This window comes from Teretinema zuelzerae (assembly GCF_021021555.1).
GTDB lineage: Bacteria > Spirochaetota > Spirochaetia > Treponematales > Treponemataceae > Teretinema > Teretinema zuelzerae.
The window spans coordinates 1,666,388-1,687,982 of the sequence record NZ_JAINWA010000003.1 but is presented as its reverse complement, the minus strand read 5'-3'; the positions used below and the strand labels follow the sequence as shown (position 1 = coordinate 1,687,982).

Here is a 21,595-nt window from a genome sequence, read left to right as displayed (position 1 = left end):
TTTTTATTGATCCGAAGCGGCCCTGGATGCGTAATCCGGGGCCGTTTTCATTTTCAAACTGTCGGCGCGAGAGAGGTCGAGTTCGAGTCCGGCTTCGCGGGCAATCCGCTCGGTGCAGCCTGCGCAGGCTCCGGTTCCTTCCGTAACGCACCGTTTCCCCGGGTATATTTCGTATTTGGTTTTCACTTCTCGAGGGGAGAAGTTCGGCATGAGCACGTTCGCCCCCGCTTTAAGAGCGTCGGTTCGGTAATCACGGTCCATGCTTCCGAGGGCTGTCGTCGCCGGAAGCCAGGCGTTCCGGGTGAGGAGGCGCAGCAGTGCGAGGGTTCTCAGCGTAAGCGGAACGCCTCCCGCCCGGGCGCTTCCGAAGGGAGTGTCCGGATGCGGAATGAACGGTCCGATACCGATCATGTCGCACTCGCGCTCGGCGAGGAAGAGGATGTCGCGGGCGAGGATTTCGGCGGTTTGTCCGGGAGGACCGACCATGATGCCGCTTCCGACCTGGTAGCCGAGGCCGCGGAGATTTTCCAGGCATTCAAGCCGGGTCGCAACTTCGCGTCCGATGTGCATTGAACGGTAGAGTTTTTCATCCGTGCTTTCGATGCGCAGAAGGTAGCGGTCCGCTCCGGCTTCTTTCCACAGCGCATAATCCGCGCGGCTTCGTTCGCCGACCGAGAGGGTGATCGCGAGATCGAAGCGCTTTTTTATTTCCCTGATCGCTTCGGCGAGCCTGTCGGCGGGAAAGGAGTCTTCTCCCGACTGCATGACGATTGTGCGTATTCCCGCCGCATGGACGAGGGCCGCTCCTTCGCTGATCTCCTCCGCGGAGAGCCGGTAGCGCTGGGCGCGGAGATTGTTCCGGTTGAGTCCGCAATAGAGGCAGGTGTTGGAACAGTGGCTCGAGAATTCTAAAAGCCCGCGCACCACCATTCGTCTGCCGCAGTGAATGTCTCTTACCTCTGCGGCTTTATCGAAGAGGTAGGCGTTTTCCCCGGGATCTTCCGAATCAAGAAAGAAGACGAGATCTTCGATGTCCGGCCGCACCGGATCGGGGAAGCGGGGGTCGGGGAAAACGCGTTTGAAACGGTCGAGAAATTCTGTTCTCATCTGAAGCTCTCCTTCGGCGCGGAAACGGTTTTACGGGCTTTCCGATACGCGTCCAGAGCCTGGGGGAAGGGTTCGAGGGCTCGTTCGGCAACTCCCTGCAGAACTGAAATCGCCATGCCGTAATTCGTAATCGCCCGCGGGCCCGCGCGTTCGATGCGAGAAAGCATCTGCCTTCTGGTGAGGGTGCAGGAACCGCAGTGGATGATCAGGCGGTACTCTCCCAGATTTTCAGGATAGTCTTTTCCGGTGCAGTGGTCGATCGCGAGATCGAGTCCGGTATATTGTCTGAGCCAGCGGGGGATTTTCACCCTGCCGATGTCGTCTTCCAGCGAGTGGTGCGTGCAGGCTTCGGCGATGAGCACCCGGTCTCCGGCTTTGAGCGTTTCTATCGCGGCGGCTCCGGCGGCCATGGAGACGATGTCTCCCTTGAATCGGGAAAAAAGGATGGAGAAGGTGGTGAGCGGAATCCGATCTGGAGTATCGGCCGCGGTTTTCAGGACCGCCTGCGAATCGCACACTACGAGATCCGGTTCCGCCCCCAGTTTGTCGAGGAGGGCGGGGTACTCCCGGTCCTTTACGACTACGACCGCCGCGTCCGAATCGAGGGCGTCGCGGATGGCCTGGACCTGCGGGAGAATCAGTCTTCCTTTCGGGGCCTGAAGATCGATGGGGACCACGAGTACGACGAGAGGAAGGCCTTTTCCGGACGGAAGCAAATCGCCGAGAATCGCAGGGAGTTCCAGGGCGCTTTCCGGAATCCGTTCGAGGAGAAGAGCCTTGAAGGCCGAGATCGCCCTTTCGCGGAGCTCGGGCTTGTGCGCTGCCTGTACGCAGGAGATCTCGAGAAAACCCGCTCCCGGAAACCGGGAGGAAAGTTCGCCGAGCCATTGCTCCGAAGGCGCCGCGACGTCGGTTTTGTTGATTGCGACGATCAGCGGCGTTTTTTGTTCTGCGCATCGGGCGGCGAGCGTTTCTTCGTATTCCGTCCAGACTCCGGCTTCCGCCACGAGCACTGACACATCCGAGGACTCCAGAGCCTTGCTCGTTTTTTCTATTCTCAGGCTTCCTATCTCCGACGAATCGTCGATGCCTGCGGTGTCCAGAAAGGTCACCGGGCCGAGCGGAAGCAGCTCCATGCTTTTTTCCACGACGTCGGTGGTGGTTCCTGCGACCGGCGAGACGATGGCCGTCGATTGTCCGGTGACGAGGTTGAGGAAGCTCGATTTACCGGTGTTCGTCCGGCCGAATATTCCGATGTGGACGCGAAGTCCGCGCGGCGTCTGATTCATTGATTCCTCCTGTAGCCCAGCTCCGAAAGCGAAGAAGGCGAAATCTTTTGCTTGACGGCTTCGGCGCCGAGCCTCGATTCGAGAAATGACCTTATTTCGAGAGCTCCGTCCGTTTCGCGAGCCGCGTCGAATTCCGCGAGCAGCTTCTCCGCGGCCGCGTATCCGAGGTCCGGAAGAAAAGCGGTGACGATCATCCGGTCCCGGCGAACCAGTTCCGCGCAAACGGAAGGATTCGCGGCGATGAGTGCAACATGGGCCGCAAGCGCTTCCGCACTCCGCTCGGCGAGATCGATCGCTTCCAGAAGCGAATCCGCGATGAGCGGGAGAAACTCGTTGATTTGGAGCGTTCCCCGGGACGCCGCCTCGGCAACCAGGGCGCAGAGGCTCCTCGCCTTCATGCCGGCCTGGATGACCGCTTCGCAAACGACGGGGTTGATCTTGCCCGGCATTATCGACGAGCCGGCCTGCAGGGCGGGAAGGCGGATTTCGCCGGTATGGGAGAGAAAGCGGATGTCGCTTGCCTGCTTTTCAAGGTTCGCCGCGAAGGCGGACAGGATTCCCGCGACTTCCGCGAAGGCGTCGGCGTTTGCAGTCTGGTCTACGAGGTTTTCTCCGCGCGCGAGGCGCACTCCCGAGATTCTGCGGAGCTCGTCCGTCGCGCGAAAAATGTAGTCTCGCGGCGCCGCGAGCCCGGTCCCCACGGCAGTGCCGCCGAGATTCACCGTCCGTATCCGCTCTTCGCATTTGAATATACGCCAGCGGTCGCGGCCGGCGGCTTCGGCGAAGCTTGAGAATATCGCGCCGAGCGTCATGGGAACGGCGCTTTGCATTTCCGTCCGGCCGACGGCAACGATTGAAGCAAATTCTGTTTCTTTTTTCTGGTAGGCGCCCTGCAGGGCTTCCGCCGCCTTTGCGGCTTGAGCGAGGCGGAGGGCCGCGCAGAGCTTGAGCGCGGTGGGGTAGGTGTCGTTCGTCGACTGATGAAGGTTCACGTCGCGCAAGGGCTCGACGCTTCCCGCTTGTCCGAGGCGAGCGGAGGCAAGATGGGCTATGACCTCGTTGACGTTCATGTTCGTCGACGTGCCGGCCCCTCCCTGGAGAGCGTCCACCGTAAACCATCGATCGTGCGTTCCCTCGGCGATTTCGTCGCAGACTGCTTCTATGGCGGCGGCCCGGTCCGCGCCCAGGAATCCGAGTTCCCCGTTCACGCGGGCGCAGGCTTTTTTTACAAGCGCGTACGCGCGAACGAGTTCTGTTCTGACCGGCCGTCCGGCGATGCGAAAATTATCCATTGCGCGCATGGTTTGAATTCCGCGCGGATCGCCCGGCTGCGCGCGGAGTTGTTCGGCATTTCGTTCGGTATCGGTCATGCTCGAGTCCTTTACGGTCAGAAATACAGATCGCGCTCGCCGGCGCGGATGCGGAGGAGTCCTTTTTCCAGATGTTCGAGCTGAGCCTTGCTGAAGTCGGCTGGAACGCGCGCCCGGATTTCCTCCATCTCTTTGTCGATGATCTTCGATCCTTTTTCCTTGGTGTCTCCGGTAGCGAAGTCCTCTAGCCATTCCTGGAAGGTAAGAACCGCGTTCAGTTTGCAGAAGCATCCTTCCTGTCCGGAGGAAAGCGCGTCCATGATTTTCTTTCCGGTCCGGCCGCAGCGGTAGCCGGCGGTGCAGAAGGAAACGATATGCCCCATGTCCACCAGTTCGCGGATGATCGCGTCGAGGCTGCGCGTGTCGCCGAGCATGAATTGCTGCTTTTCTTCCTGCTGATGGTTGATCGCTCCGGCTTCTGTTTCGGGGAAGGCGTCAGAATACGCGCCGATTCCCACCCGGGTGTCGGCGTCGCGCTGGGTGCACATCTTGATGACCGAACGAATCATTTCCGGTTTTTCGCGGTTGGTGACGATGAGCCCGGCATAGGGAATCGCGAGGCGGATCACCGCGATCAGGTAGCGGAAGTCCTCGTCGCTCACCCAGTGCTTCACCCAGGAGAAATCGGTGTCAGCGGCGGGTTCGAGGCGCGGGACGGAAACGGTGTGCGGTCCCAGTCCGAACCGTTTTTCCAGGTCCCGCGCGTGGGCGACCAGTCCCATCACCTCGAACTTCCAGTCGTAGAGGCCGAAAAGGGCTCCCACCGCCACGTCGTCGATTCCGGCGTCCATGGCCCGGTGGAGGGCGTAGAGCCTCCAGGGATAGTTTCCTTTCAGCGTTCCTTCCGGATGCACTTTTCGATAGGTATCGTGATGGTAGGTTTCCTGAAATACCTGATAGGTGCCGATGCCGGCCTCGCGCAACTTAACGAGGCCTTCAATCGGGAGAGGAGCGGCGTTAATATTGACCCGGCGAATTTCTCCGACTCCTCCGCGCACGGGATCTTTAATTGAATATACCCGGCACATGGTTTCCGCGATGTAGTCGGCGTCCGTGTCCGGGTGTTCGCCGTACACCATGACGAGCCGCTTGTGCCCGATCTTGGAAGCGAGCACCCGCGCTTCGGCTTCGACTTCGTCGAGGCTGAGGACGCGGCGTTCGATCGCTTCGTTTCCGCAGCGGAAGCCGCAATAGGAGCAAGCGTTCACGCATTTGCTGCTGCAGTAGAGGGGAGCGAAGGTGACGACGCGCTTGTCGTATACCTTCATCTTGATTTCGCGGGCAGCCGCGAAAATTTCTTCCTTGAGGGCCGGGTCCGTCACGGAAAGGAGGGCTGCGACGTCCGCGGAGTCCATCAATTTGATGTCGAAGGCCTTTTTAACGATCTCCCGGATGCGTTCCGGGGAGGCCGAACTGTTCGCCTTGATTTCGTTCTCGATCGCTTCGTCGTCGATAAAATCCTTTCCGCTCGAGAGGTATCGGTCGATTTCATCCTGCTTGATCAGGTTTTTCTGCCATTGTGCTGTTGTTTCAGTGCGGGCCATGGGTATCTCCTTGAAAATTATGGTGAGAGTCCGGTTCGAGACGCTTAGAGTTTCGCGAGAGTCGATTTGACGGTGACGTCGGCTATCATGCCGAGCTTGCCCGTGAGAGAGCCGATTCTGTCGGTCGATGCGTCGACGATGAGGGTGATGATGTTGAGCGAGCGCTCGTGATAGGGGATGCCCATGCGTCCGATGACCATGTCCCCGAATTCCGAAAGGACGTCGTTCACCTGATGAACCGCGGCTGATCTGTTTTTGATGATGATGGCGATTACGCCGACGGACCTGTTTTCCATGCCTTCCTCCTGGGGAACCGGCGGAAAGCTCGGGTCAGGGCGCGGCCGGACAGGCCTGTCCCGTCTGAAGGGGGTTCGACGGGAGAGATGTCTTGGGTTGCGCGTATCCTGACCCTTGGCTTCAGACAGGAACTATCCTGACCGCAGGTTCGGTATACGGAAACTGTATGATATCGAGAAAAAAATATCAATACGCAGTTGTCGTTTTATGTTAATAAAAAAATCAGAGTTTCATCGAGCTGATGAGGGTGCCGTCGAGCTTCTTCAAAAACACGCCATCCGGCGTAATCATCGCGTACGAGGGCTCGCTGCCTTCCTTCGGGAGCGAAGGAGATCCCGGATTCAGGTGGATGAGGCCGTCTTCTTCTTTCAGGACCGGAACATGGGTGTGCCCGGAAATGAAGAGGTCTCCCTTCTGGAGGGGCGGCCGGTTTCCCTCGGTATACAGGTGTCCGTGCGTAACGAAGCAGCGGCGCTTCCCGGTGAAAAAAATAAGGTAATCGCTGGTGCAGGGGAATTCCAGGAGCATCTGGTCGACCTCGCTGTCGCAGTTTCCGCGAACTCCCATGATTTTCAGCTTCCACGCGTTAATCATCGGCGCGAGCGCCTGGGGATCGTATCCTACGGGTATGGGGTTGCGGGGCCCGTGGTTGAGGTAGTCTCCGCAAAGCACGAGATAGTCGGCCTTCTCGCGGAGAAAGGCCTCTTCGCATTTTTTGAACGCCGCGGCCGAACCGTGGATGTCGGATATAATGCAGAATTTCATCATCTTCCTCACTGAATATTGTGTCTATCTATCCAGACTTTTTCTCACCGTCTGGAGTATGAAGTCTCCGTATTTTTCAGCCTTCACTTCTCCGATTCCGTAGATTCCCTGGAGCTGCGAGCGCACCACCGGCTTTTTAACAGCGATATCTTCCAGTGTACGATCGGGAAAGACGACGTAGGGCGGAACCGAGGCCGCGTCCGCGAGCGAGCGCCTGAGATCCTTCATGAGCGCGAGGATTGTCTGCCCCGCCTTGTCGGAGCTCTCCAATCCCGCCTGCGACATCCGTGCGCCCTTTTTCCTGAGCGGCGAAATCTTGTCCGGTTCGCCGGTCGCGAAAAACGGAAGCATGATTTCGAAGCGTTCTGCGAGCGCTTCCTTCGCGAGCGAGGTGAGCGAGAGGACTCCGTATTCGTCGTCCTTCGATAGATATCCCTCCTCGAGGAGGAGGTTAGAAAGCTGGAACCAGCCGTCCTTTTCAAGCTCGCGTCCGATCCCCCATACGCTGAGCTTGTTGTGCCCGTTTTCCAGGATCCGCTTTGCTCGGGAGCCGAGAAGGATCTCGATGAGATAGGCCGCCCCGTAGCGGTTTCCGGTTCTTGCCACGCAGGAAAGAAACTTCTGTGAGGGAATCGTCATGTCGACTTCCGGAACGGGGCCCTTGTCGCAGACGTCGCAGCAGGGAAGCCGTCCGTTTCGACCGTCGGAGCCGGCCGGGGCCGGAACTCCCGTATTTGAGCCGGTCGTTCCGGCGTCGAACAACCCGGGTTCCCGGACTTCTTCTGTCGAATTTTCAAAGTTTTCTCCGAACCAGGACAGCAAAGCCGCCCTTCGGCAGGTGCGGCTTTCGGCGTAGTTCGTCATTGCTTTTAGAAGGATTTCGGCTTTTCTGTTTTCCGCCGCGCTTTTTTCTTCCATAAAGAAACGGATTTTTCGCGTGTCTCCGCGTCCGTAGAGCAGCAGCGCCCGGGCCGGCCTTCCGTCCCGCCCCGCCCGGCCGATTTCCTGATAATATTGCTCGAGGCTTTTCGGCAGATCGAAATGGATTACGAAGTCTACGTTCGGTTTGTTGATTCCCATGCCGAAGGCGACCGTCGCAACCATGATGAGCGCTTCGTCGGCCACGAATTTCTGTTGATTCCGCGCCCGCGTTTCATCGTTCAGCCCCGCGTGATAAGCGAGGGCGGGGTAGCCTCGGGAAACGAGCTCGTCCGCGACGCTTTCGACCTGCTTGCGGGAAAAGCAGTAGATGATGCCGGACGCGTTCTGATTTTTAGAAAGGAAGTCCAGCACCTGCGCGACTGGATTGCTTTTCGGCGCCACTTCCAGATAGATGTTCGAGCGGTTAAAGCTCGCGGTGAACTCCGCGGGATTGTGCAGCTTCAGGTTCTTCCTGATATCCTTACGGACGCCGGATGTCGCTGTGGCGGTGAGCGCCAGGCAAACCGCGCCGGGAAAGTGCTCCCGGATTCCGGCGATCTTGCGGTATTCCGGCCTGAAATCGTGCCCCCAGTCGGAAATGCAATGCGCCTCGTCGACGGTGACGCAGTCCACCCGGATATCGGAGAGCAGTTCCTGCGTCCTGTCCGTAACGAGGGTTTCCGGGGCGACATAGAGGAGCTTCACGGAGCCTGAACGGAGCTTTCGCACGTTCGCGACCCATTCCTCCTTGTCCAGGGAGCTGTTGAGCACTATCGCTTCGACCCCCGCGTTCGTCAGCTGGTCGACCTGATCCTTCATGAGGGCGATGAGGGGGGAAACGACTACGGTGAGTCCGGGAAACAGAAGCGCCGGTATTTGATAGCACAGCGATTTTCCGCCGCCGGTCGGCATGACCGCGAGGGTGTCCTGTTTATTCAGGACGCATCGGACAATGTCTTCCTGGAGGGGCCGGAATTGGTCGTAGCCGAATACTGATTTTAAAGCTTCGTGAGGGGTGCGCGGATCCATGTAGGGATAGTATACCCAAAAAACGGATTCTGTCAGCGCAATCGCGTTTCGCTCATGTAAACATCTTGCCATCCCGGTTGTTTTCATTCCATCATGTTTCAAAACGGAGAGGTACAAATGTTGAATTATCTGCGGCAAAACGATTCGATTCTTTTTCAGGGAGACAGCATAACGGATACCGGGCGGAGGGAAGATCCCGCCGGCATGGGCTCAGGATACGCGGGCATTGCGGCCGGCTGGATTCAGGCCTCTCTTCCGGAAATGGGTTTCCGCTTCGTCAATCGCGGAGTTGGGGGAGACCGGACCACCGAGCTTCTCGAACGATGGAAGGAAGACTGCGAAGACCTTCGTCCCCAGGTTCTTTCCGTTAAAATCGGCGTGAACGACGTATGGCGGATACTGGGCTCCTGGAACGGCCAGCACTACGTGCCGGTCGAAGAATACGCCGACAATTACCGCCGCCTGCTTGACCGCGCCCTCAAGGCGGGAACGCGCCAGCTCATCCTGTGCAGCCCGACTACGATTGATAACGGAACTAACAGGGAAGTCTCGGAACTGCTCGCCGAACGGCGGGACATCGTGAAAGCCCTCGCCGCCGAGTACCGCGCCCTGTATGTTCCGCTCCAGGAAACGCAGGCCTCTCTCATTGAGAAGCGCCCGGACATCGCCTGGACGGTAGACGGCTGCCACCCGAGCGCCGCGGGGCACGCTGCCCTCGCGAAGTGCTGGATCGAAACCGTCGTTGGAACGCTCTAAGCGCCGTCAGCCTTCCGCCGAAGCGCGCCGGGTCTTGTTCCGGCGCGTCTACGCCCTTTTTTCGACCATCTCGCTCGTCGTGTAAAACCTGAGTTCCGGATTGTTCTGATGTATGCGGTTGAAGGCCCACTCAGAATCCGACACGAGCACGTAGTTTCCGCGGATATCGACGAGGATGCGCCTGATGTTCGCTTCCACGAAGTTTTTCAGCGCCTTCTCGTCGTCGCTGGTTACCCAGTGCGCAATCGAAACGTCGATCGGCTCGTACTTGCACGACGCGTTGTATTCCGTTTCGAGCCGGTTCTGCAGAACTTCGAGCTGGAGCTGCCCGACCACGCCGAGCACTCGGGCGTTCGGCTGATGGATCTTGGAGAAAATCTGCACGACTCCTTCCTCCGCGAGCTGGTCCAGCCCCTTGTGGTACTGCTTCTCCTTCAGCGGATCGGCGTTCATGATGGAACGGAATATCTGCGGAGCGAAGCTCGGAATGCCCTTGAAATTCACCCCTTCTCCCTCGGTCAGCGTATCCCCGATCTTGAAGGTGCCCGTATCGTGTAGGCCGATGATGTCCCCCGGCCACGCTTCGTCGATGATCTCCCGGTCCTGGCTCATGAAAGCCGTCGGATTCGCCGCCCGGAACGTCTTTCCCGCGCGCACGTGGTAATAGAGCGTGTTTCGCTCGAACTTGCCGGAGACGATGCGCAGAAACGCGATGCGGTCCCGGTGCTTAGGATTCATGTTCGCGTGGATCTTGAACACGAAGCCGGTGAACTTCGCCTCTTCAGGAAGCACCATCCGCTCTTCCGCCTGCTTCGGCGTCGGATACGGAGCGATATCCACCATATTGTCCAGAAGTTCGCGCACGCCGAAATTGTTCAGCGCCGAACCGAAAAACACGGGAGTCGCGCGGCCGGCCATGTATTCGTCCTTGTCGAAGGCCGGATACACGCCGCTTACCATCTCGACGTCTTCTCTGAGCTTTTGGGCGAGGCTCGAGCCGACCTTTTCGTCCAGCAGCGGATCGTCGATCCCGTTCACCGGAATGGCGTCCGTGGGAAGATGATCCTGCCCCGCGGCGAACAAGTACAGCGATTTTTCTACGAGATTATAGACGCCTTTGAACAGCTTTCCCTGTCCGATCGGCCAGGTTACCGGGCGCACTTCCACTGCGAGCTCGCGCTCGATCTCGTCGAGCAGCTCCATGGGGTCCTTGCCCTCGCGGTCGAGCTTGTTCACGAAGGTCGCGATCGGAGTGGCCCGCATGCGGCAGACGACGCACAGCTGCCTCGTCCGCTCCTCGACGCCCTTTACCGAGTCGACGACCATCAAGGCCGAATCGACCGCGGAAAGGCCGCGGTAGGTGTCTTCGGAAAAGTCGGCGTGGCCGGGAGTGTCGAGCAGATTGATCTTGCGTCCGCGGTATTCGAATCCCATTACGGAAGTGGAAATCGAAATTCCGCGCTCCTGCTCCATCTTCATGAAGTCGGAGACTGCAGCCCGCGCGGATTTGCCGGACTTGACGGCTCCGGCGATATGGATAGCTCCTCCGAAGAGGAGGAGTTTTTCGGTGATAGTCGTTTTACCGGCATCCGGGTGCGAAATGATCGCAAAGGTGAGCCGTTTGTGGATTTCCTGGCTGAGTTCGGTCATAGGAAAGCAGAATACTCCGAAACCGCCTCAGCTTTCAATGCGGACTGTCGTTGTCGGAGAGTCCTGGGAGGGGGGGCGGCTGCGACTGTACTCTCGTGCTCTGTCCCCTGTTTGTCGGTTTACAGACGCGGCCCGCCCCTGTCTCCATGGTAATTTCCTATCTATACCTACCGGTAGGTATAGATAGGAAATTACCATTCCGCCACCCCCTCGTCCTTTATTTCTCAAACCCTGGTTGTAAACCATGCTTTTCAAATTTGTAAAAAATGTATACTAATACAATTTTTCTGGTGTTGTCCGAAAAGCTTTTCTCTCGCAATTATTGACATATGCTGTCATTATATAGAATAGTGTGATTAAAATATGATGGTGAATGAATCAACTAACATCGGAATTCCGGAACCCGATCCGAGAAGTTCCGTGGGTCTTGCGGTCATCGATTCTCTTTCCGGATCGGTGCTCGCGGCGAACGACCAGTGGGCAGCGCTTTTAAATCTGCAACTCCGCGAGATTCCTTCATGCAACTGGTACACTCTGGTTCATCAGCATCTTCGTTCAGACATAAAAGAGGACGTACGTTCCCTGCATGGAAAAAAAAAGCGTTTCGTTGTTCGGGATGAAGTATTCAGCATCTCTGATACCGGCCGGCCTTTGCGCTGCGTCATGTATCCCCATTCGTTTCCCCGCCAGCCGATGTCCCATGTCACCGTCTTGTACGAAGTCGACTCCCCGGATTTAGTTTCCGGTGCGGTGAATTATCTCTCTCAACCATCATTGTGCGCCGGAATACTGGATACTATGATTATCATGGCCGGCTACGACGATCCTGCGACTGTTCATCATGTCCGCAGAACCAGCGCCCTCGTGAGAACCTTCATCGACCATCTTCCGCCCGTTATGCGGAAATCGTTATCGTTCTCCGAGGACATGATCTGCATTGCCTCAATGATGCACGATCTGGGCAAGCGGACGCTCTCTCCGAGCATACTGCAGAAGCCCGGCCCCCTGACTCCAGCTGAGCGAAAGGAAATGCAGGCTCATACGTTTGAAGGGGAGCGGTTGATCCGGGAAAGCTTTCCGAACTGCGAGTCATTCTCCCTGTGCGCTTTGGCGTCGAAGATGGCGCTCTTTCATCATGAGAAATGGGACGGCTCGGGATACCCGGAGGGACGTAAGGGTGAGGACATTCCCCTTGTCGCCCGCATCGTCGCTCTAGCCGACGTCTACGAAGCCCTCGTGTCCGAGCGGCCCTACAAAAGAGCTGTTTCACACGAAGAAGCCCTGGACATCATTCTTTCAGAATCCGGTTCGCACTTCGATCCCGCCCTCCTCGGCGTCTTTCTCGCCGCGAGCGAAAGCATTTCCGCCGTCTGCGCGTAACTGAGTTTATTCCTTTAAGCATTGATCAATTAACGATAATGGACATTTTTTGATATTTCTTGTCTGTTTTTATAGATAAGTTTTTTCCTCAAGCTATACTGATTTTTATAGCTTAAGCAGGCTATCACATATGACCATCAACCTGCGCGGCCTGGGAGCCGCAGCGATTCTGGCCATTGCATTTACCGGATTGACCCTCTCTGGATGCGACAATGCAGTCGCCGGCGATACTGACGAGGAAAAGGGCGTTGAAGTAACTGGAACTGTGACTCTTCCGGAATCTGTAGACGGAAAACCCTGGATTGTTTTTATCGATAGCGATAAAGATCCGGCAACCGGCTTTGTCAAATCGACCAGCGGAACAGCTGCCGGTTCTTCTTTTTCATATTCAATAAGCGATGTGGATGAAGGCACGTATTATATCTATTCAGTGGTTCACCTCAGTGCTTCAAGCGGCGGCAATCCGGCTGCCGGAGATTTCGTCGCGATGTACGGAGCGGCAAGTTTGACGAATATTCCATCGACAGCGAACTGCGTTGTTCCGTCTTCCGGTTCGGTCAAGTTCGACATGAACGCAATCGCGATGCCCGATTTAGACGACGGTGACGACGGTGACGACGGCGCGACTGTAACGGGTACTGTTCTTGTTCCCGAAGGGATGAACGGAAAACCCTATGCGCTTATCGTAGATACGGATGAAAACGGAGGAAACGGATATGCCGCATACAAAAACGGAGTCGTAGAGGACGGGAAAATTATATATTCCGCGGCAGGCAACGATGCGGGCTCATACTACATTTACGCGATCGTGTACGCATCCGGAGCGATCGGAGGGGCGCCCGCCGCCGGCGATTATTTCGGAGCTTACGGAATGGATTCGATTGATGAATGGCCGTCGAACACTCTTAAAGCTTACGTGACTGCGAATGGATCGAATGTTTTCAATTTCTCGGTATATCTTTCTCCGAACTTCGGAGGCGGAGGCGGAGACGGGAACGGCGGGGGAGGTCATACGGCGAGCGAAGTGTACGGAGTGATAACCGCGCTCGGCAACGGCCGCGCTTCGGCGATCGCGAACGCTACGGTGAATTCCGACGGTACCGCCAATATTCCGTACAATTACACAGACGCGAACGGATATTCCGTAATCGGCACATTGATTCAATCCGGTACGTTTTTGAACGGACCGATCGCGGTGAGCGGAGGCAATATAACCCAGATCGTATTCGTCAATGTTCCTACTGACGGGTCAACGATAACCTTCCTCGTGACTTTCTCCGACGGTTCTGTATACAACTATGTAAACGGCGTTCTTACCGAATCAGAATAGCGGCGGGTGTTGAATGTAAAGCCGGTACAACTCCTGAAACTTGTGTCTTCGAGGGGGTGTGCCGGCCGATCGGAATCTCAGGAAAAAATCTCGGAAATCGTAAACTTGACTTTGAACTTTGTTGAATAGATTAAATTACCGTAATAGTAGTAATCGCTGGTGATTGTATACGTATTATCCGGATCGAGGTCTGTTAATGAGATTGACTTGGTGACATCGTTGTGTTCGTCGTCCCGTATGTTGTCTTCGATAACCGATTCAGCCTTCATATCAAATTTGTCGTTTTTGGATGTAATGAAAAAGCTTTTAACATCCGTGGAATAGTATTTCGCATGGTTGGTATTTTTGACGGCGGGCGTGCCCGGGAACTCAGTCCACGCACCTTTAAGAGGAATATACCACAAATTGTGAGCGCCGGTTTTCCATAGATCGTGATCTGTCCCGTTATATGAGAGGGTCAGAGCTCCGCTGAGGTCCGCGTCGTCGTCGGGATCTCCGGCTTTTCCGCAGGAGATTCCGGTTAACTGCGCATCAACTTTGTATTTTCCCATTATCGGTTTTACCGACCTCAGAGTATACTCTCCGTTAAATACTATATTCGCGATGGAATTGTCGTCGACGAATCGAAGCTTGTAAGACACTATTTGTCCAGTGCTTTCGCTGGAGAATCCTCCGTTGGTCAAGAAATCAGCAAAGTCCTCCAGGGATTTTACTACAGTCGGGGATCCGATCACTGTAACGTTGAGATTATTGCTGTTCTGAACAGACTTTATTTCTGTCCCCGCGTTCGCGTTCACTGCGAGCGATGGGGTCTGAAGTATGGCTTCGACGCCTGCTTTGATGCTTTCCAGGCTTGCTTCGCTTTCAAGCGTTATATAGCCCAGGCGGCCGTATGCGATCGAAGATACATACACCGGTCTGACTCCCTTAAAGTCGTCAAGATTGAAATCGCTGTACAGAAAGGATTCCACGCCCTGATCGATGTCGACCGTATAATACGTCTGCGCGAAACTGATCATATATTTCTTTTTGGTTGTTTCCTTCGTGTAGTCCAAGGACGCTTTCACTGAAGCAGAAATCGAAGGGGATTCATATGAAACTCCGGCGGAAAAAAACACGTTGAAGGAGTCTTCGGACGATATATCCGATGCAACCATCGTATAGGTGGAATTAGCGCCTTTGAAGGTTTGATTGATTATTTGATTATGGAACTTGCGGAACTCGGAGAGCGACGGATATATTTTCCCCGAAACTACGCCGTCTTTCCCCCCTTCTGTAGTGACTCCGTTCAAACCGCCATAACTGACCATAATCTCGTTTTTTCTTCCCCTGACGACTTCCTGATACGAACCGTCGTCGATGGACGAACCGACGATCACCGATCCCGGGTAGATGACATCCGTTGAAGGATTCAATAAAACCTGAGTGTCGTATGTCGCGGAAGCTTTGAATTTTTTCGTCGTTGTTTCATATTGGATCGGTACGCCGTTAACTATTTTCGTAGCGCTTCTTTCTGTTTTCGCTTCGTCTTTTTCCTCTTCGGATTTGATTGGAGTGGCAGCGCTATTTGTAAGGTTTTTCGGAGTTTCAAGCTTGGCCAGCAGCGCGGCGAGACCGGTAAGATCCGGTTTGTTTTCTTCTTCCGTTGTGCCCGGCATGCTGCATCCTGAGAATTGAAACAGCATGGCGAATACCGCCAGTCCAAAGGCGAAACGGCTTGCTGCCGTTGTACTGTTTTGCTTTCTTGTCAAATTGAGATTTCTTTTCATGATTCCTCCGGGAAATGGGTTTGTACGGCTGGATTCGACCGTACCGAGTACTGTATCTCCCGGATAAGACAGTATCCCCGTCCAATCGGACGGGTTGTGTCAGAATTTCAATGCATCCGCCAGTTTCGCTCTGCGGTCGATTGCCAATTTTTGAAAAATCGAGCGGAGATGAAAACGGATCGTGTTTTCGGTCACGCCCAGAGCGTCTGCGATTTCTGCGTTTCGAAGTCCCGCCGCGGCCATTTTCGCGATCTCTTTCTCCCTCGGAGTAAGATTTCCCGGCAGCGAGTTCGGAGCGAAGTCCTTTGAAACAACAATCCATCCCGAGGCGAATCTTTCTTTTATTTCGTTGAATCGTCCCGTGAACGACGGTTCTTTTTTTTGTATGAATGCATCGGGCAAGCCCTTGAGCAACCAGGAGAACGAGACGAGCGGAAAGATGATCCCGTCGGGCAGAGCTTCCCCGGCAGCTGCTTCGATAAGAGCCGTCGCCTTTACCCGGTTTCCGAGTTTCATCTGCGCGACCGATTCAAGCAAATAGAAAAGAAACATGGCGAACGGATAGCCCGAAAAACCCTGCGACCGTATTCCCTGGAGGATTCCGATCAATTTGACGTATTCGCCCAGATGCAAAAGACAATTCAGGTGCGCATATACCGCGTTGCCGAAGATCGGCGCGTGCGTTAATTCATCGGTGAATAACCCTTTAACCAGCCATTCGGCTGAGTCCATCGGCCTTTGCAGTTCGCAGAAGAGGACGCATTGAACAGTCTCGAAGACTCGTCCGACTATCAACGGAAAACGCGCGGGGTATTGCACGGCTTTGTCCATAATGAGAATAGTCCGTTTCCAGCCTTCTGTATCTCCGTTATGGAGCATCACTTCCGCTAACATCATCGCTGCGGCTATTAGAATGATGCTTTGTTTGGATGATTCGGCGAGAAATATCGCCTTGTTCGCCAGAATTTCGGTTTCGACGAGATCTCCGCGATGATACGCAAGTTCTGTTCGAAACAACGCATCCGCGCCGCATCCGTACCCCCCTGTCATGGCGGATAGTAATCGTATGTATTCTTCCAGCTTTTCCGCTTCATCGTCCGCGCTCCCTTTTTTCGTGTGAAAACTGGAAATCATTGAATAATCTCCGAATCGCCAGGGATAATCGTTGCGTATGATTCGCGATTTTTCTCCCGCAAAAAGAGCGTGCGCTTCGCGAAGCAGCTTGATCATTGCGTCCAGGTCGGGATGAAATGTAAACGATCGCAGTAAAAGCGTTTCCGCTTCAACGCGAGTTGCTTCCGGACTCGACGGCATGAGCGTATGCGAAGCTACGATGTTCAGAATCGTCCGGAATTCTTCATTGTTTCCGTAAGCCAGCAGCATCCACGCCAGACGGAGCGAATTCATCGGGCGAGTTATTACTATGTTCGAAGGACAACGGAACGCGATGTCTTTCAGCAGCGTCATAAGCTTCGCTTCGTTCTCTGTTGTTATCTTCAATTCCGAAAGATCGCAAGATAGCATTCCGTCGTAGTCTCGAATCTTCAGATAAGCATGCAAGGCCTCTTCGGTTTTCCCCTCGGATGCGAGAATGTTCGCCGTGCGGCGAATCACGGCTTCTTCGAACGCTGTTCCTTCTGCCTCTCTTTTCCTGATTAAGAAATGCGAAAGCGCCGGTATAAACGCGTATGAATTCCGGTCTTCCTGCCGAATGACGAAGGGATGATCCAAAAGAGCGTTGATTTCTGCTGTGATGGAATCGCATTCGACGGCCGCGCAAATTCTGGAAACCGTCAGCCTGTCAAATTCCGCGAGGCTCAACAAAATCTGTTTTTCCTTGTCGGAAAGTGCCGTCCAGAAGACGAATTCCAACAATCGGTTCATGATGTCTTCATAACTCGATGGTGAAAACGCATTTGTTCTTGCCAGTTGCCGTACAGCGGCGGGCCAGCCGCCTGTCGCCGCGAGAATTTCCGCCGCGTTTTCATAACAGGCGGGAGAGGCCGCGGCGCGGCTGTACGACTGAATGTCCTCCAGGGTAAAAGAAAGATCTGTTCCGGTGATCCTCAAGAATTCATTTGTTTCCAAAACGGATAGGTCATCGCGATCCATACGCATCGCTGTTATGACAAGAGTTCCCTTGATCGAGAAGTCGAATAGTTGTTTGAGCTGAGATTTCGGAATCCATGGGATAAAATGGTGAAAATCGTCTATTACCACCATTGTGTCCGGGTCGGCTATTCTGATGCCGGATAAAACCTGTTCATAGAGCTCTTCCGCAATGCGGCCTGATTCCAGAAGCGGAATGGCGAAGTCGAGATGTTTCGATTTGGGTATAAGGGCTGTAAAATGACTGAGGACGGATGTTTTTCCGAAACCGGAGGGAGCGTCGACTACGATTTTCGAAGCGCTCCGGATCATGTGCGTTAGTGCCGATATTCGATTCGGAATCGTGTAATTCACAATGTTCTCCAGCGTGTCCGGTACGGATTCGCGTTTTTAAAACCACCAGCCGATCGAGGCGAAGGGGCCCGAGTAGACTTCGATCTTTGTTCCGCTGTTCGATTGCACGGTCCACCATCTCCAGCCCAGCGAGTATTCCGCCTTTTTGCGCAGAAAGCCGCCGCGGAGTTCGGCTTCGCCGATCTGGTAGCCGTCGAATTGTTGCACGCCGCCGCGGAAATGGAGGGCTACGGGCTTGAACGGATACGAATCGATATATGCGCCCATCGTGCCGCTCGATCGGTCGAGGATGCCCGACCACAGCTGCCACTGGAAGTAGGCGCCGAGCGTGAAGGGATTCGTCTGTATGATGGAAAAGTTCGCTCCGAGCCTTGCGTTCGCGAGGTGTTCCGTTCCGTCGGTGAGGTACGCCGCTTCTATCCAGGGACCGAAAAACCGCCACATGTTTCCCCGGAAGCTGAACCAGGAACCTCCGGCGTCGAGGCCGTTCATCCACACCGGCTGGATTTCGGCGGCGAACCAGTGGTCCTTTTCGGAAACAGGAGCGAACTCGATGTCCGGCTTGTCCTGAGCGCCCGCTAAAACCGGCCGGGGATAGCGGATGAGTTTTCCTTCGAGGTAGGGAGCCTCTCCGTAGCTCATGTAGAAATTATTGACGATCCACACTTGAACAAAAAGTTCGAAAAACGCGGCGGCGAGGCTGTTTTCTCCTCCGCCTCCTCCGCTGGAATACGACTCTTCCTCTTCTTCCGTCGTCTCTTCGGCTTCCGCGACTGCCGTCCGCAAGCCGTCGAAGTCGGCGAATACGGGAGCCGCGCTGAAGGCGGCGAAGAGGAACGCGGCAAGGCAGTTCCTGAGAGGCTTGGATCGGCTTCGGGACAGGTCAAAACATGTATGCGTCATCGGCGTATTCCGTTATTGATTTTGGAGATCCCTGATCCTGAGCGGTATGTACGGATGGCTCATGAAAAGCTGAGCGAATTTGACGGCGGCTGTATTGTTGGTTTTCGCGCTTTCAATGTAGCTTTCGACTTTAACCTTGCTGAAGATGTCTTTTCCCGCCGCGAGAAGAATAAGCCCCTGGATGCTTTTTTCTCCGCAGAAGGCTGCGCCGATGCGGTCGCAGGTATGCTCGCAGCTTCTCGAATATGCCGCCTCCAGGAAGGGGACGAACGCCGAGGGAAGGGTCCAGAAGCGTTTGACGAGATGGTTTCTTTTTACATGGCCCAGTTCATGAGCGAGGACGAACTGCACGATTTCCGGAGCAGATTCGTACATGCTGAATATTTCTGAATAAACGGCAATGTAGTTTCGTCCGGAAAAACGCACAGCGAAGGCGTTGAGCGCTCCTCCTTCCTGCAGAATGAAAAGGGGCGGGATTTTCCTGATTTGGAGTCCTTCCGCGATCTTGCGATAGGCTTCATGGGCTTCCGGAAACTGGGAGGCGGTGATCTCCACGCCGTTTCCCTTGAGGTGTCCGATTAACAAAACCTTCTGGAACCAGATGAAGAGCCAGATAAAAACGGCGTAAAAGACGAAAACGGCGGCGGTCGGACCCGCGGCTTCGGCGCCCAGGGCGGTAAGATTCTTTAAAGCTGATACAGCGAAAAAAACGACGACGACGGTGAAAAGAATTTTAAGGGTGAAGTAGAATGTCTCTTTTTGATGAACTCGGTATTCCATAAAGTCTTCCTTATTAATGATGTTGCGGGGCATATTCGGGGTTCCCCCGATGCGGGATTCACTCAGGTTTATTGCTCGTCCGCTGATTCCTGTTGCGCGATTTTGCGGGGATTTCTACCGTCGGCGCAGGGCGGGAACTCTTTTTTTTGGCCGCAGGATCCGCGTGCGCTTCCGCCCAGGGATATCATGAGTCCGAGGAGGTATCCCGCGTTGTATTGCCAGCCGTTGTTGACCGTTTCGTAGATGTTCACGTCTTTTTTAAAGAACGATACGATGAACGACACGACGCAGATTATTCCATGCCAGAGTCCCAGAAGAAATCCCGCCGGTTCGGCATCCGCGCTTTGAACAAGAGCGGAAGAATTCGGTCCGGGAAGACACGATGCGAAGAGCACGGCGGCCGCTGCGACCAAAAGTCCCGCGCTGTACAGCGTTCGAGGCGAAAGGTTTCTTTTCATAGTACCGAGTATAACACGACCGACGGAAAATTCCGTCCGCGTTCCTGCTGACTCCCGGATGTTTTTTTTAGGCCGGAAACTTGCATCTTTGCGGCTCTCTTCATACAATGCCTTCCCCGGGGGTCCCCCGGTTTCGATTATCAGCGCTGTTTCGCGGAGGCTCTCCTCATGATTATTCCCGCAGTTTTCTATGGAAGATATACCGAAGTGAAGGCCCGCACCGAGAAGATCGTTTCGAGCGTTCTCAAGGGAAAGTCCTTCGCGGATTCTCTCCCGGACCGCCGGACGGTCGACACATCGGTCGCCGCATCAAGCTATCTTAATCTGCTCACCCACCGGGATATTTCCATCGTGCAGTCGCACTTCCACTTCACTCTTCTCCGCTCCGCTCTCATCGAGGCCGAAGGCGCTCCCGACGCTCCCGCGGCGGATCGTTTGTTCGCCGAGCTGCTCGACAAGGAGTGGGGCCCTCTTGTTTTCGCAGATATGCAGGACGGTTGGTTCGCTTCGAGCTTTATCTCGGACAACGCTCATCGTCTCAGGCCCTATCTCGACTCGGTGAACCGCCATTCCCGCGTCCTCGACCGCGAGGGCGCCCGATTCATCGGAAGCGACGGAAGGCTCGGCTCGTTCTGGCAGGCGAACAGCGCGCTTCGCTTTGTTCTGGAGGCCTCCGGCGTTTCTTCCGAAGTTCTTGCCCGCGGTTTGACGGCTCAAAGCTTCCGCGCGCTGTACGCAGGGCTCATTGGATGATTATTCGCTGATCATCCGGTGATCTTCCGCGTAAAGCCGCAATTCGCTACTCTTCTTATTTGTCTGTAGAAGGCGAACTGGTTTTTTCTTCGTTTTATCCGGGATACCCTCTTGTGGTAAACCGGTCTACCTTGAATAATCCCGGTATACGGGCAACCGTATGTAAAGGAGAAATCATGTCCGAGAAAACCGATAGGCCGTTGATTCTGAAAGAAGACATTATCGCCGGATTGCGCAAGGCGGGCTTGAAAGCCGGCGCCTCTGTCTTCGCCCATGCGTCGCTTTCATCGTTCGGCTTCGTTATGGGCGGGGCGGAAACGGCGATCCGTGCCCTGCTGGAAGTCGTCGGTCCTGAGGGCACGCTGATGATGCCGGCGCAAACGTGGAAGAACCTGGATCCTGAAACGGGCGTCCACTGGCTCGAGCCTGAAGCGTGGTGGCCCGCGATCCGCGAAAACTGGCCCGCCTTCGATCCTGCTGTGACGCCTTCAATCGGCATGGGCGCGGTTGCCGAAATGCTCCGGACCTGGCCGGGCTCCAGGCGTTCATCGCATCCGGCCCGCTCGGTGTGCGCTGCGGGAAAGCACGCCGCGTATTTGACTGAAAACCACGATTTATCCGACATCTTCGGGGACGATTCCCCGACCGGGAGGCTGTATAAGCTGGACGGACAGGTGTTGCTGATGGGCGTCGGGTACGACAAAAACACGTCGATTCACTTGGCGGAATATCGAGCGGACTGGGACAAGCCGATGTCGAGGGAATGGAGCGCCGTGTATCGGGAGGGGAAGCGGGAGCGCGTTTGCTATGACACGATTGCGGTCGACGATTCAGATTTTGTCGCGCTCGGGAAGGATTGGGACTCCTTCGCCGGCATACGGCCGGTTCTCGTCGGGAACGCGGAAATCCGGTGCTTCGATCAACGGCCGTTCGTGGACTGGAGCGCCCGGTGGATAACCGAACACCGGAAGAAAACCGCCCCGGGAGAGTGAAGGCACTGGCTGACCGCGCGGCGTATGCGCGGAGGGTAA

General features: G+C 55.4%; 18 protein-coding genes. 5 read left to right on the top strand and 13 right to left on the bottom strand.

Annotation, left to right across the window (positions count from 1 at the left end; all coding sequences use genetic code 11):
* Positions 1-3: 3 nt before the first annotated feature.
* The 7 genes from hydE to K7J14_RS14485 form a co-directional block, all read right to left on the bottom strand.
* The gene (hydE, locus tag K7J14_RS14515; protein WP_230757984.1) at positions 4-1,107 is read right to left on the bottom strand and encodes a [FeFe] hydrogenase H-cluster radical SAM maturase HydE; all 1,104 of its coding nucleotides are present in this window, start codon (positions 1,105-1,107) and stop codon (positions 4-6) included.
* A complete protein-coding gene (gene hydF, locus K7J14_RS14510) occupies positions 1,104-2,396 on the bottom strand; it encodes a [FeFe] hydrogenase H-cluster maturation GTPase HydF (protein ID WP_230757981.1) in 1,293 nt (430 codons plus the stop codon). The genes hydE and hydF overlap by 4 nt, the downstream gene beginning before the upstream one ends.
* On the bottom strand, positions 2,393-3,766 hold the full coding sequence (locus tag K7J14_RS14505; RefSeq protein WP_230757972.1) for a lyase family protein: 1,374 nt from the start codon (positions 3,764-3,766) through the stop codon (positions 2,393-2,395). The genes hydF and K7J14_RS14505 overlap by 4 nt, the downstream gene beginning before the upstream one ends.
* Positions 3,767-3,783: 17 nt before the next feature.
* Positions 3,784-5,310 (bottom strand): [FeFe] hydrogenase H-cluster radical SAM maturase HydG, encoded by a 1,527-nt coding sequence (gene hydG / locus K7J14_RS14500; RefSeq protein ID WP_230757969.1) that lies wholly within the window; start codon positions 5,308-5,310, stop codon positions 3,784-3,786.
* A gap of 44 nt (positions 5,311-5,354) precedes the next feature.
* Entirely contained in the window at positions 5,355-5,606 is a 252-nt protein-coding gene (locus K7J14_RS14495) for a TM1266 family iron-only hydrogenase system putative regulator (RefSeq protein ID WP_230757966.1), read from the bottom strand.
* A gap of 223 nt (positions 5,607-5,829) precedes the next feature.
* The gene (gene yfcE, locus K7J14_RS14490) at positions 5,830-6,372 is read right to left on the bottom strand and encodes a phosphodiesterase (RefSeq protein WP_230757959.1); all 543 of its coding nucleotides are present in this window, start codon (positions 6,370-6,372) and stop codon (positions 5,830-5,832) included.
* A gap of 24 nt (positions 6,373-6,396) precedes the next feature.
* On the bottom strand, positions 6,397-8,322 hold the full coding sequence (locus K7J14_RS14485; RefSeq protein ID WP_230757957.1) for a RecQ family ATP-dependent DNA helicase: 1,926 nt from the start codon (positions 8,320-8,322) through the stop codon (positions 6,397-6,399).
* A gap of 117 nt (positions 8,323-8,439) precedes the next feature.
* On the opposite strand from K7J14_RS14485, the gene K7J14_RS14480 reads away from it, so the two are divergent.
* Entirely contained in the window at positions 8,440-9,078 is a 639-nt protein-coding gene (locus tag K7J14_RS14480; RefSeq protein WP_230757956.1) for an SGNH/GDSL hydrolase family protein, read from the top strand.
* 48 nt (positions 9,079-9,126) lie between these two features.
* Here K7J14_RS14480 and K7J14_RS14475 read toward each other — a convergent pair whose 3' ends face one another.
* Positions 9,127-10,728 (bottom strand): peptide chain release factor 3, encoded by a 1,602-nt coding sequence (locus K7J14_RS14475; RefSeq protein ID WP_230757955.1) that lies wholly within the window; start codon positions 10,726-10,728, stop codon positions 9,127-9,129.
* A gap of 369 nt (positions 10,729-11,097) precedes the next feature.
* Between K7J14_RS14475 and K7J14_RS16285 the strand changes: the two genes are divergently transcribed.
* Together K7J14_RS16285 and K7J14_RS14465 are read left to right on the top strand one after the other, a co-directional pair.
* The gene (locus K7J14_RS16285; protein ID WP_230757954.1) at positions 11,098-12,108 is read left to right on the top strand and encodes an HD-GYP domain-containing protein; all 1,011 of its coding nucleotides are present in this window, start codon (positions 11,098-11,100) and stop codon (positions 12,106-12,108) included.
* Positions 12,109-12,238: 130 nt separating this feature from the next.
* Positions 12,239-13,438 carry a hypothetical protein gene (locus K7J14_RS14465; protein ID WP_230757953.1) on the top strand — a complete coding sequence of 400 codons (1,200 nt, stop codon included), beginning with the start codon at positions 12,239-12,241 and terminating at the stop codon, positions 13,436-13,438.
* A 77-nt stretch (positions 13,439-13,515) separates the two neighbouring features.
* Here the strand turns inward: K7J14_RS14465 and K7J14_RS14460 are convergent, their stop codons facing one another.
* The 5 genes from K7J14_RS14460 to K7J14_RS14440 form a co-directional block, all read right to left on the bottom strand.
* Complete coding sequence (locus K7J14_RS14460) at positions 13,516-15,207, bottom strand: thiol-activated cytolysin family protein (RefSeq protein WP_230757946.1); 1,692 nt, start codon at positions 15,205-15,207, stop codon at positions 13,516-13,518.
* 99 nt (positions 15,208-15,306) lie between these two features.
* Positions 15,307-17,670, bottom strand: a complete 2,364-nt coding sequence (locus K7J14_RS16280; RefSeq protein ID WP_230757943.1) for a helix-turn-helix transcriptional regulator — start codon at positions 17,668-17,670, stop codon at positions 15,307-15,309.
* Between the two features lie 36 nt (positions 17,671-17,706).
* Complete coding sequence (locus tag K7J14_RS14450) at positions 17,707-18,573, bottom strand: hypothetical protein (protein ID WP_230757940.1); 867 nt, start codon at positions 18,571-18,573, stop codon at positions 17,707-17,709.
* Between the two features lie 12 nt (positions 18,574-18,585).
* A complete protein-coding gene (locus K7J14_RS14445) occupies positions 18,586-19,353 on the bottom strand; it encodes a M48 family metallopeptidase (RefSeq protein ID WP_230757939.1) in 768 nt (255 codons plus the stop codon).
* A gap of 68 nt (positions 19,354-19,421) precedes the next feature.
* Positions 19,422-19,811: a hypothetical protein gene (locus K7J14_RS14440; protein WP_230757935.1), complete on the bottom strand. Its 390-nt coding sequence runs from the start codon at positions 19,809-19,811 to the stop codon at positions 19,422-19,424.
* Positions 19,812-19,979: 168 nt separating this feature from the next.
* On the opposite strand from K7J14_RS14440, the gene K7J14_RS14435 reads away from it, so the two are divergent.
* Entirely contained in the window at positions 19,980-20,564 is a 585-nt protein-coding gene (locus K7J14_RS14435) for a hypothetical protein (protein WP_230757932.1), read from the top strand.
* 176 nt (positions 20,565-20,740) lie between these two features.
* On the top strand, positions 20,741-21,556 hold the full coding sequence (locus K7J14_RS14430) for an aminoglycoside N(3)-acetyltransferase (protein WP_230757929.1): 816 nt from the start codon (positions 20,741-20,743) through the stop codon (positions 21,554-21,556).
* The last annotated feature ends 39 nt before the right edge of the window (positions 21,557-21,595 follow it).